General features: G+C 33.9%; 12 protein-coding genes and 1 pseudogene. 2 read left to right on the top strand and 11 right to left on the bottom strand.

The genetic code is table 11. The features are described 5' to 3' along the window. Window positions 1-360 precede the first annotated feature (360 nt). Window positions 361-1,401, bottom strand: coding sequence for an NAD(P)H-dependent glycerol-3-phosphate dehydrogenase (locus BBH99_RS03050; RefSeq protein ID WP_066691828.1), 1,041 nt, complete (start codon window positions 1,399-1,401; stop codon window positions 361-363). Window positions 1,402-1,626: 225 nt separating this feature from the next. Here BBH99_RS03050 and BBH99_RS03055 point away from each other — a divergent pair, with 225 nt between their 5' ends. Then, the gene (locus BBH99_RS03055) at window positions 1,627-2,661 is read left to right on the top strand and encodes a M23 family metallopeptidase (protein WP_083188722.1); all 1,035 of its coding nucleotides are present in this window, start codon (window positions 1,627-1,629) and stop codon (window positions 2,659-2,661) included. A gap of 565 nt (window positions 2,662-3,226) precedes the next feature. Here the strand turns inward: BBH99_RS03055 and BBH99_RS03060 are convergent. The 5 genes from BBH99_RS03060 to BBH99_RS03080 form a co-directional block, all read right to left on the bottom strand. Beyond that, a complete protein-coding gene (locus BBH99_RS03060; protein ID WP_066691830.1) occupies window positions 3,227-4,399 on the bottom strand; it encodes an MBL fold metallo-hydrolase in 1,173 nt (390 codons plus the stop codon). Between the two features lie 17 nt (window positions 4,400-4,416). After that, window positions 4,417-5,070 carry an NAD(P)-dependent oxidoreductase gene (locus BBH99_RS03065; RefSeq protein WP_066691831.1) on the bottom strand — a complete coding sequence of 218 codons (654 nt, stop codon included), beginning with the start codon at window positions 5,068-5,070 and terminating at the stop codon, window positions 4,417-4,419. A gap of 60 nt (window positions 5,071-5,130) precedes the next feature. Next, window positions 5,131-5,541 carry an Rrf2 family transcriptional regulator gene (locus tag BBH99_RS03070; protein WP_066691837.1) on the bottom strand — a complete coding sequence of 137 codons (411 nt, stop codon included), beginning with the start codon at window positions 5,539-5,541 and terminating at the stop codon, window positions 5,131-5,133. Between the two features lie 64 nt (window positions 5,542-5,605). Continuing rightward, the gene (locus BBH99_RS03075) at window positions 5,606-6,556 is read right to left on the bottom strand and encodes a hypothetical protein (RefSeq protein WP_066691847.1); all 951 of its coding nucleotides are present in this window, start codon (window positions 6,554-6,556) and stop codon (window positions 5,606-5,608) included. Window positions 6,557-6,696: 140 nt separating this feature from the next. Then, a complete protein-coding gene (locus BBH99_RS03080) occupies window positions 6,697-7,131 on the bottom strand; it encodes an FKBP-type peptidyl-prolyl cis-trans isomerase (RefSeq protein WP_073300468.1) in 435 nt (144 codons plus the stop codon). 295 nt (window positions 7,132-7,426) lie between these two features. Here BBH99_RS03080 and BBH99_RS03085 point away from each other — a divergent pair, with 295 nt between their 5' ends. Continuing rightward, entirely contained in the window at window positions 7,427-8,440 is a 1,014-nt protein-coding gene (locus tag BBH99_RS03085; RefSeq protein ID WP_066691850.1) for a catalase family protein, read from the top strand. Here the strand turns inward: BBH99_RS03085 and BBH99_RS22235 are convergent, their stop codons facing one another. From BBH99_RS22235 to BBH99_RS22240, 5 genes and pseudogenes are all read right to left on the bottom strand, one after another. Beyond that, window positions 8,441-8,590: a hypothetical protein gene (locus BBH99_RS22235; protein WP_165601871.1), complete on the bottom strand. Its 150-nt coding sequence runs from the start codon at window positions 8,588-8,590 to the stop codon at window positions 8,441-8,443. A gap of 124 nt (window positions 8,591-8,714) precedes the next feature. Further along, window positions 8,715-9,335, bottom strand: a complete 621-nt coding sequence (locus BBH99_RS03095; RefSeq protein ID WP_123872968.1) for a hypothetical protein — start codon at window positions 9,333-9,335, stop codon at window positions 8,715-8,717. Next, a complete protein-coding gene (locus BBH99_RS03100; protein ID WP_066691860.1) occupies window positions 9,332-9,514 on the bottom strand; it encodes a hypothetical protein in 183 nt (60 codons plus the stop codon). The genes BBH99_RS03095 and BBH99_RS03100 overlap by 4 nt, the downstream gene beginning before the upstream one ends. A gap of 82 nt (window positions 9,515-9,596) precedes the next feature. After that, window positions 9,597-10,217 (bottom strand): hypothetical protein, encoded by a 621-nt coding sequence (locus BBH99_RS03105; protein WP_123872970.1) that lies wholly within the window; start codon window positions 10,215-10,217, stop codon window positions 9,597-9,599. Continuing rightward, window positions 10,214-11,133 (bottom strand): annotated as a pseudogene (locus BBH99_RS22240) (hypothetical protein); the annotation flags it as partial. The gene BBH99_RS03105 and the pseudogene BBH99_RS22240, both read right to left, overlap by 4 nt.

Genomic DNA, 11,133 nt, shown 5'->3' on the forward strand with positions numbered 1-11,133 from the left:
CATGATTCCGCCCCCTATCAGTACAACGTCGTATTTAGGTTTCGGTGTTCTGCTTGTAAGCGATTGTGACATAATTTTAAATTTTAGTTCAAATTTCGGGAAAAGTTTTAAAAAGAGAAACGCGTTTAACGATTTTAACACGTTAATTTTTGTTCTAAAAACACTTATGAATTATGCAAGATGATATGATGGAAAGTATCAATTTATTTTGTTCATTTCATTTATTAAAACCATCAGATTTTATATTTAAATCTTTTGAATTAATACAGTATTTTTTAAAACGCAGAGAATGCTACGTTAAAAACAAAAGCTCTGCTATACAAAGTGTACAACAGAGCTTATATATTTTACAAAATCTCTTTAGTTCAGTTTCGCTGTTAATTTTTTAAACTGTTTTTCAGCATTTTTACCTTCATAAAGAATGGCATATACTGTATCTATAATCGGCAACTTAAGATTTTTCTGTTTTGATGTCTTATAAATAGACTGTGCAGCATAATATCCTTCCGCCACCATGTTCATCGACTGGATTGCTGATTTTACGGTATATCCTTTTCCGATAAGGTTCCCTAGGTTTCTGTTTCTTGAGAACAGGGAATAAGCCGTTACCAAAAGGTCTCCCAGATAAGCACTCTCGTTTACATCTCTTGGTGCTTCATAGATGGCTTCAAGGAAAATTTCCATTTCACGGATCGCATTAGACACAAAAACGGCTGTGAAGTTATCTCCATATCCCAAGCCACTGGCAATTCCGGCTCCTATGGCAAAAATATTTTTAAGAATAGCACTGTATTCATTTCCAAGAATGTCTTTACTGGTCTGTACTTTAATGAAATCTGAACTGAAAATTCCTTCCAGCTTTTCTGCGGTTTCGTCTTCTACTGTTGCAATGGTAAGGTAAGAAAGTCTTTCCATCGCTACTTCTTCAGCATGACAAGGTCCTGCAATCACGGCCTGGTTTCTGAAACCTATTTTAAACTCATCACGCAGATAATGCGCTACTACATCATTTACCTTAGGGATAATACCTTTAATTGCAGAAACAAAGATCTTATCTGAATAATCACAGGTCATCTTATCTAAAGTATCCGACAGATAAATGGAAGGGGTTGCCAAAACAATAACATCGCAGGCAGAAACCAATTCATTAATATCTGTAGTTAACTTTAAACTCTTCAGGTTAAAATGAGCAGCCGTAAGATAAGTAGGGTTATGTCCACGAAGTTCAATAGCTCCTTTTACAAACTCACTTCTTACACACCAGTGCACAACTTTGCAATTTTCAACAAGCATTTTTACAATAGCAGTGGCAAAACTTCCGCTTCCTACTACTCCTACAGAAACATCCTTTTTAGTCTTTTTTGGATTCGAAGATTCTGAAATAATTTTCTTTTTAGCCATAATTGGAATGTGAACTGCAAATATATTAAACAAAGATTTAACAGAATAGTTTAAGGCATGATAAAAAACCACTTTCTGAAAAAAATAATGCTTCCGCACAATTAAATATGTAATTAAACGTTAGATACAGAAAAAACTGAATTTTAATTAAGAATAACCAACAAAACTTATTTTTAATTAAATTTGCATCCTTAAAACCGTTTTAAATATTCTAAGAGAGGAAATATGAAAAAATTTCTAAACAGCAAGAGGAACGTAAACATTCTCCTGGGAGGACTTTTATTAGTAGTTTTTGCACAGGGTATCTTCATTGCCAAACTTTTCTCGGAAAAGGACGACAAAAATTATGAAGTGAACCTTGTAAAAATAAACACTGAAAAAGACAGTGTAGATTATCTGAAAATGAAAACTGATCTTACCCTTGTAGATCAGACAGTTGCTCAACTGAACTCTTTCCTGAAGTCTAAGGACATTTCCAATGAAAAGCTAATGATGCTTAATCAGGACAGTATTTCCAATTCTATTTATCTTTCCAAGCAGGCCAACCGATACAGCCAATATCTGATGGACCTACAGAAAAAGCTGATGGAGGTTCCCTTAGGAATGCCTACAGATGGATATATTTCATCTAATTTCGGGATCAGAAAAAATCCTATTCCATTTAAAACTGTTTTTGCTTCGGTAAAATCTAGCGCTGCTACAGAAGCTAAACCTGTTGCTGCTGCAGCTCCAAAGCCGGAAGTAAAGGCTGAACCTGTGGAGAAAATCGTTGAACTAACGGATAGCTATGGAAATAAAAGAGAAGTTAAAGTGATGGTGACTCCAAAAGCGGCTCCTGTAGCTTCTGCACCGGCTTCATCAGCCCCTGCCACAAAAACTGTTGCCGGAACTACCACTTCTAAAGCGGCTCCTATGGAAAAAAATAATCCCCCAGCCGAAGCTGATCAGATGCAGTTCCATAAAGGATTGGATATTGCTGTTGCATTCGGTTCAGATGTAAGAGCTGCTGCTGCCGGAACAGTTATTTTCTCCGGACAAAAAGGAGGGTATGGAAACTGTGTCATTGTTTCTCACGGAAATGGTTTGGCCACTCTTTATGGACATTTATCAGAGCTTGTTTCCAAAGTGAATGATAAGGTAAAAGTAGGACAGGTAATTGCCAAATCCGGAAACTCCGGACGTTCTACGGGACCTCATCTCCATTATGAAGTACATAAAAACAACACTCCGGTGAATCCGAGGTTGTTTATGAATCTATAAAAAGAAGCTGTCTCTTATGAGGCAGCTTTTTTATTTAAAGGATAGATTTTGTATTTTTTGCTCTCGCAGATTTTGCTGATTGAGCAGATTTCTCCACTACAAATCTTCACAAGTTTGCACAGATGATTATGGATAGATTCAAAAAAGATTGCAGCCAGGTTTTAAAGCATAATTATCTGTGGAGATTCGTGTAAATCTTTGGTTTTTAAATAAAAACAATTGTATATTAATTATAGATTGAACGAATAAAATAAAATCTGTGTCATTTGTGGGATCTGTGGGAATTTTTTATATGTCGCTGATTGAGCAGATTTTTCTTTTTTTAAACACAAAGAGCACTAATAATTTCACAAATATCACAAACATGATTATCGCGTTGACAGATCTGCATAATCTGGGAAATCTGCGAAAGATTATTTTCAACGCAAAGTTTTAAGGTTCTTTCTGTTTGATTCTAAGAAAGCAAAGAATTAATCAGCAAGCTGATTGGATAAAGCTTTGAGGATATCTTTATGGTTAAATCTTCTGATGTAACACAAGAACAGCTGCCAATGGCAGCTGTTTTCTATTTTACAATCTTAAGCGTTCCTTTTGGATGCGTAAATGTTCCGTCTGGTCCTGCAATATTAGAATACACTATATTTTTATTGTAATCCTGAATATGGGTTACATTAAATCCTAAATGAGGTTCATGCCAGTAAACCATAAAAACATTTTTTGCAACTTCTACAGCTGTATATTCTACAGTATCAGTGCTATCTTTTGAACTTCCTGCTATTCCGGTGAAAGTCATTGTTTTATTGTCTTTAAAATCCAAAAGGAATTTTACGGCTCCAAAATCTATTTCTACCTTCTGACCGATGGCTGGATATGGTGATTTTAAATCCCACTCCATCTCACCAAGGAAAACCTTTACTCCCATCTCTAATTCACCTTTTCCTGGAAGAGCTGGATATTTTTTGACCATATAATCTACGATGGTAGAGGTTGTTTTATTTTCAGTGACCGCTTTTTTGTAATTTTCAAGATAATCTTTTACAAAATCCAAAGATGTTGGAGACAAAGATTGTTTAGCAAAATGCGATGGAACAACCTGTGCAGGTTTCAAAGATTTCATAGCATCAATCTGCCCGATCCATTGGTCAATAGCCTTTACATTTTGAGTATCTGCCATCCAAAGATGTGAATCTACGGAAACAGAAATTCCTCCAGCAATAGTTTTAATAGAGGGAATCCAAAGAAAGCTGTGAGCAGGATCTTCAGGATTCTGTCTGATCTCAATTTTATTTCCTTCAAGATCAGGAATAGCAGTCACTGCTTCCGGAACAATGATTTCTGATGGAGCATCTGTTTTTAACTGTGGTTTCCAGACAGCCATTTTATCATCTTTTGAAGCAGAAATCAGGTAAGCTGTTTGTGCTGTAGAGATAATTCTTACGTTTGGAAACGCTTTTTTAATTACATCCAATCCAAAATAGAAATCCGGATCGCTGTGAGAAATAAAAACAGTCTTCAGATTTTTTCCGGTTGCTTTTATTTCTTTCACCAACTGTTCTGCATATTGTTTTTGAAACTGTCCATCAATAAGCATCGCATCCTTATCACCATAAATAATGGTAGAGGTAATTGGAAAAATAGCCTTGGTTCCGGGATTATATACTTTTACCTTCAGGTTTCCTGCAAATATGCTGATGAAACCTAAAACAGTCATTAATGATAATAACTTTCTTTTTAACATTTTTGTTCTTTTTTAAATTAATAAGCTGCTGTAAAACGTTCGCGGATGTGGTTATTCTGCTCCAATTCATCTACTAAAGCTACAGCTACATCTTCTACGGAAAGCTGGCTTCTTCCATTTTCATCAAATACAGGAGTTTCCAGAGATGTTCTGTATTTTCCGGTTCTTGTTCCTACATTCGCCTGATTCATTTCTATAGCAGGGCTGAAGAAAGTCCAATCCAATGTATTATTTTCTTTGATTTTGTTCAGATAATCTCTTGCAGCAGTTGCTCCTGGTTTGTAAGCATCCGGGAAATCCGGTGTGTCTACGATCTGAACATTATCCGGAGTATAAAGGCTTCCTGCTCCTCCTACTACAATCAGTCTTTTTACTCCTGATTCTTCTACTGCTTTTTCAATATTTTCAGAACCATTCAAAAAGTCATTGTAAAGATTAGGGTTTGTCCATCCTGCATTAAAAGCGCTGATTACTGCATCACTTCCTTTTAAAGCTTCTGCCAATTCTGCTACATTGTTTACATCAACGCTTTTTGCGGTTACATTCTCCTGTGCTTTTACCTTCGACGCATCTCTTACTAAAGCCTCCACTGCATATCCTCTGCTTGCCAATTCTGTTACAATGTGTGCCCCTACAAATCCGGTTGCACCAATTACTGCTACTTTTTTCATACTGTTTTATTTTTAAATTAAATTGTAATAAATATTGTTACATTTATGGGTAAAAAAATTTTATTCGAACTGATCTGCGAATTCCTGCAAAGATTTATCTCCTAAAAAGTTACTTACCAACTGATCTGTCTCTTCAAATAGGGTATTTAAATGATTGTTAATTTCTTTTCCGACACTACAGGCAGGATTAGGATTCTGATTTTTCTTTCCTAAAACTTCTGTATTTTTTACGGATCTGTAAATTTCAGAAATGGTGATATTATCTGCCTCTTTTGCAAGCTGGCTTCCACCCTCTTTCCCTTGTCGGCTGATAATTAAACCTGCTTCTTTCAAGACACTGATCTCTTTTCTTACAATGACAGGATTTACATTAATACTACCAGCCATCCAGTCAGAAGTGAGCCACTCCTGCGGACTTTTCGCCAATAAGGTCATAATATGTATTGCCGTAGCAAATCTTGTGTTATTCATTGTAATTACTCTGCAAAGATACAAAAATTTTAATTGTAGCAAAATTTATTACAATTAATTTTCCTTAAAGGATTAATTTATCCAGATCCAGCAGTAAATAATTAATGTTCTGATTGATGGTTCGTGTTGCTGATTGCATCTGATTAAGCATGGCTGCCCTGTTATGAAGATCATCTGCCCTATAATATCCACCATCGCTGAAAATAACGGATTGATCAGCTGCCGTTTTATCATCATCAAACTGATAATGCAGCCATCTTTCTTTCATATTTCCGATGATGGAACGTTCTTCCCTATTGGAGAATTTCTTTTCGGTATACATATACCAGATAAAAGGAGGAAAGTTCGGAGATTCTAATTTTCCTTTCCAGATATCTCTCAGAAGGTTTCTCTGATGAATAAATTCTACCTTTTTTCCCTTCGGATTAAGGGTTGCCAAACCAAATCCCGCTCCCAGAACCCCTCCGCCAATATCAATGGCATTGCTCCACCCCTGATCGCTAACAATTCCACCGGCGATGGAAGCTGCTGCCCCTGTAATGATAGAATACAGAATAAGTTTATTATTTCTGGAAGAATTGAGGTTGTCCACATAGTTTCCAATCTGGGCAACTCTTTCCCCTTCACAATCAAACTCTGCTGCTACGGCGTCCAGTTCTGTGAGGGCTATGGTAATTTTGCTGTTTATTTTGGTCTTTAACTGTAAAACTTTGACCTGGGAAGCCAGAGATGAATCTTTTTTAAGATCTATAATCTGATGAACCTCATCCAGATTATCCAATGCATTTAAAATGAGAATACTCTGATCAGAAAACATTTCTTTCAGCTCTTTATTGGCAGCTAAAATGGAGTCCGAATTGTAGGATGGGACTTTATTACTATAGTTATATTTGAAAGGAGCCTTACAATAACTGTCTTTCAAAGTAAGGATGTTCTGTTGAATAGCCTGATTTTTCTTGGAAACACAAGAAGTCAACAGCCCTAAAACGATTAACAGGTAAAAAATCTTTTTCATTCAAACCAATTTTTTGCAATAGCTGAATCATTGTCAGAAATCATCCATCAGTTTCAATATAATTCATTCATACGAATATAGCACAAATAAAAAAATTTACCTGAAATCAGGTAAATTTTTATTCTATTTTTTAAGCAGGATTATTTAATACCCAGTAATTCTACTTCGAAAACAAGGGTACTGTTTGGCCCAATTTCCTTACTGATCTCCTGATCTCCATACGCTAAATGCGGCGGGATAATCAGTCTCCATTTACTACCAACTGGCATTAGCTGAAGAGCTTCTGTCCATCCAGAAATCACTCTGTTTAATGGAAAAGATGCCGGAGTTCCTCTTTTTACAGAGCTGTCGAAAACCTTACCGGAAATAGTAGTTCCGTGGTAGTGGCATTTTACGGTAGATTTAGGACCTGGTTTTGCACCATCACCTTCCGTAATAATTTCATATTGTAAGCCGCTTGGTAATTGAACAACGCTTTCTCTCTTACCATACTCTTCCATATATTCCTTACCGTCCTTAAGGTTCTTTTCAGCTAATTCTTTTTTACGTTTAAATAACAAATCTGCTACTCCCATATTATAATTTTTTACAAAGATAAGGCTTTTTTAGGCTTGCAAGATCGAAGCACAAGGATGGAAGTTGAAAGATTGAATATTTAACTGTTAAGTATTTTCCTGTTTTATTCATTCTTCACTACAATAATTAAACACTGACAATCAATATATTAAACAAATAATCATTAAAAACGATATAGCAGGAATTTCCTGCTTCAAACTTCCTGTTTCCTTACTTCCGTAAAATTCAAATAATTGTAATAATTCCTTAACACAGATTTCGAAACTTGGCGTTATAATTGGATTTAAAAACTAAATGCCAAATCCAATATTATATAACAAGAAGTTTGACGAGCTTAATGAAGAGGAAAAGAAACTTCTGGAAATCAATAAAAAATCGATTGCTGATTTTGTTGAGCAATCCTCTTCTGTAAGTGACGTTAATTATGCTACCAGAAATGCCCATGCCAAGACTTATGCAGTCACGAAGGGTACATTTTGGGTAGATCCTGCTATTCCTGAATTCCTGAAACCTTTTTTTGATAAAGAAAAATTTGATTTGTTCATAAGACTTTCCAATGCTCAATTCAAAATAACCAATTCAAAAAAAGATATTCCGGCTTATGGCTTTGCGGTACAGATCAGGGATGAAAATAATCATCTGCTGTCCAATTATCCATTGGTGAATTTCCCGTTATTTCCGGTTAATTCTGTTTCCATATTTCTGAAGCTGTTTACTGCCATCAATATATTTTATATTAAGAAATGGAGCAGTGTATTTTCTCTGATCACACAAATAATCAAAGCAGTTCCCACCGTTTTTACAGGTTCTTTTATCAAAAATGCCTTAAAACTGTTTCGTAAGAGAAATGATTTTATTCTCTCTTTTGATTATCATTCTGTAGGAGCTTACCGTCTGGGAGATTATATGATAAAGATAAAACTGAGTCCCAGGTCTGTTAACAAGAATATGGATAAAAAACAAAACGTAAAAAAAGCTCTAAAAAATTATCTTCAAAAGAATGATTTTATGGCGGATGTTTTGATTCAGCTTTGTTATGACCTGAAAGACCAGCCCATCAATAAACTCAATGTGGAATGGAAAAATTCGCCATACATTAAAATTGGTGAGGTTAAAATAGAGAAGAATACTTTATTAGATCCTCGTGACTGCAGTAATGAGCTGCTTTCATTTAATCCTTTTGAAAGTAAACTTATCTTTCAGCCTGTAGGGAAAATCCAGAAATTAAGGGATAATGCTTATAAGGTTTCTGTACAGACGAGAAGGAAGATCAATACGCTTTTGCATGGAAAGAAAGGTGAGTTGTAATTATTCAGAAAGGGTATTAATACCTTTTCTTTTTATATTTCCGTTAGAGTAAAAAGATTTTAAAATCATATAATAAGAGTCTTTAAAAGTCTCTAAATAATATTTTCCTGAATTTGAAACTGTCATTTTATTATCTACTTCTGGGATCATAACAGCTCTTTTTTGAGCATAACAAGAACTAATAACAATGAACACAAATAAAAAAGGATATTCTTTCACAATTATTATCCCAATACATTTTTACAATCTAAAGTTAGAAATAATCTCCATAAAATCAATTATTAAGATACTCTTCGGTTTCTCTTTTTATTACTTTGCCCGTGATACCATCTAACGTGATAATTTCAACCAAGTCTGAACGCTTTAAACGTTCTATCTTCCAAATAGGTTTATCGGTTTCTATTTTTCTGGAAATGATATTATGCCATCCACTTTGAGAAATTGGCCCTTTTTTTATTTCAATATTTTCTTTTTCACAGAACTTTAAAATATCTTCAAAAGTAAATTTGAAAGGTTTGTCATAATCTGTTTCTTTAATCAAATTTCCTTGCTCATCAAACTCATACCAAATGTCTTTTTGAAAATAGCCCGTATTAGATGAAAGTCCTTTTGATTTTATATTTCCGTTAGTATAATAAATCTTCGTAATCCTGTAATAGGAATTTAATGGAGTTTCTACATAACTTTTCATATTTTTACTTTGATCCATTTCTATATAAGTTCCATCTGATAACTTATCATAAGCAAGATAAATATCTTTCTTATAAATTTTATTGTAATGATCTTGATCAAATTTCTCAAATTTATTATCTATTTTTGGCATCATAAGTAAGCTTTTTTGTGCTTTACAAGAAGTCGTTATTATTAGTATCAATAAAAAAAAATACTTTTTCATAGCCCGTTTATTTTAGAGTTTGCTTTTTTCCATTGCCATTTCCAAAGGCTATATCTTGGATTGCTATTGATATGAAAATAGCCCATAATATTTTCAGTCATTCCATAAATGTAGGTATATTCTGCATTAGAATCTGCAGCATTATTGGTAAAACTATGAGGTATTCCTTTGGTATGCAAGAATTCATGTGCTGCGGTCTCATTACTCTTTCCAGGAAATAGAATAACAAAATCTCCGGAGCTTATGACGTGGAGATATAATCTAATTATTAATATATTTATATGTACTTGTACTTAAAACCTTTCCGGTAATACCATCTAATTTGATGATTTCAACCAAATCTGATTTCTTTAAATGCTCGATTTCCCATACTGGATGTCCGTTTTCTAGATCTCTAAAAATTTTATTATGCCAGCCTGTACTTTGTAATATGGGACCTTTATCTATTTTTATTCGTTTATTTTTACAAAATTTTAAAATATCCTCAAAAGTAAATTTGAAAGGTATATCATAATCTGTTTCCTTGATAAGATTTCCCTTTTCATCAAATTCGTACCAAAAGCCTTTTTTAAAAGAATATCTAGAATTTATATTAAGCTGTAAGCCTTTTATTTTTATTAATTTATTAGGATAGTATTCTTTATAAACAGAAAAAAAACTATTCTGAGATGATTCTAGTACAATATTTCCTGTTTTGTTAAAAAACAATTCTACATAATTATTATTTGAAAGAAATCCTCTTTTAACAAATTCATTAGTTTCTGTTATCCTCTTAAGATCTATTTCATGATACAATTCATTCTCTTTATTCATAAGATTGCTAGTTTGTGCATTACAAGAAGTATTGATTGTTAATATCAATAAAAAAAAATACTTTTTCATAAGCCATTTATTTTGGAGTTTGCTTTTTGCCATTGCCATTTCCATATGCTATATCTTGGCTTACTGTTGATATGAGAATAATCCATAATATTTTCTGTTTCACCATAAATATAGGTATATTCTGCATTGGGATCTGCTGCATTATTGGTAAAACTGTGTGGGACACCTTTGGTATGTAAAAATTCATGGGCTGCGGTTTCATTGCTCTTTCCAGGAAATAGGATTACAAAATCATTAACGGCATAACCATTCAAACCTTTATACATATTCGATTTGTCCATACAGCCTCCACTTTCTCCCATATAAAAAGCAACAAAATATTTACTGTATTTATATTCATTCTCCTTTTTATTCTTCAGGTCTTCTTTTAGTTTCCCATTAAGGTAAAAAACAAGATTCATATATCCAGAAGCATGAGCCGAAGGAATATGTTTTTCATTGTCATAATATGCTAATATTCTGTTTCTATTTATATATTTTCCTCCGGGTTGCAAGTCCAAATCAGAAGATAAATCCAAAGAATAAGTTTCCACTTCCATTTCAATCAAAGCATGTCGAAGATATTTTTCAAATAATTCTTTCTGACCTGCATAACTGCCAATTATAGTTTTACTTGTTTTAATAGCCACCAATAGAACCTTCGACTTCTTCCTCTTCAAAGCATCATTCGCCCAAACTTTTAATTTTCCAGCCAGCTGTTCTACTTCTTTTTCTTCTTCATTTTTAGAAACAGCATATACTTCTATATCCTGATCCACAGAAAATTCTTCCAAGCATTCTATTGTAACATAATCTTTAAGATCATGTTTACCCTTGCTTTTTGGAGTGATTTCCATCGGGTCTATCTTAAAATGGGGGTTCTCTTTAAATCTTAAAATCTGTGGTTCTTCATCCACTTCCACAATAAGGCTTAACA

Origin of the sequence: Chryseobacterium contaminans (assembly GCF_001684955.1) — a bacterium.
GTDB lineage: Bacteria > Bacteroidota > Bacteroidia > Flavobacteriales > Weeksellaceae > Chryseobacterium > Chryseobacterium contaminans.

Excerpts from the sequence above, each read along its gene's own strand:
- BBH99_RS03050 (WP_066691828.1), bottom strand. The coding sequence starts at position 1,401 with ATGGCTAAAAAGAAAATTATTTCAGAATCTTCGAATCCAAAAAAGACT.
- BBH99_RS03055 (WP_083188722.1), top strand. The coding sequence starts at position 1,627 with ATGAAAAAATTTCTAAACAGCAAGAGGAACGTAAACATTCTCCTGGGA.
- BBH99_RS03060 (WP_066691830.1), bottom strand. The coding sequence starts at position 4,399 with ATGTTAAAAAGAAAGTTATTATCATTAATGACTGTTTTAGGTTTCATC.
- BBH99_RS03065 (WP_066691831.1), bottom strand. The coding sequence starts at position 5,070 with ATGAAAAAAGTAGCAGTAATTGGTGCAACCGGATTTGTAGGGGCACAC.
- BBH99_RS03070 (WP_066691837.1), bottom strand. The coding sequence starts at position 5,541 with ATGAATAACACAAGATTTGCTACGGCAATACATATTATGACCTTATTG.
- BBH99_RS03075 (WP_066691847.1), bottom strand. The coding sequence starts at position 6,556 with ATGAAAAAGATTTTTTACCTGTTAATCGTTTTAGGGCTGTTGACTTCT.
- BBH99_RS03080 (WP_073300468.1), bottom strand. The coding sequence starts at position 7,131 with ATGGGAGTAGCAGATTTGTTATTTAAACGTAAAAAAGAATTAGCTGAA.
- BBH99_RS03085 (WP_066691850.1), top strand. The coding sequence starts at position 7,427 with ATGCCAAATCCAATATTATATAACAAGAAGTTTGACGAGCTTAATGAA.
- BBH99_RS22235 (WP_165601871.1), bottom strand. The coding sequence starts at position 8,590 with ATGATCCCAGAAGTAGATAATAAAATGACAGTTTCAAATTCAGGAAAA.
- BBH99_RS03095 (WP_123872968.1), bottom strand. The coding sequence starts at position 9,335 with ATGAAAAAGTATTTTTTTTTATTGATACTAATAATAACGACTTCTTGT.
- BBH99_RS03105 (WP_123872970.1), bottom strand. The coding sequence starts at position 10,217 with ATGAAAAAGTATTTTTTTTTATTGATATTAACAATCAATACTTCTTGT.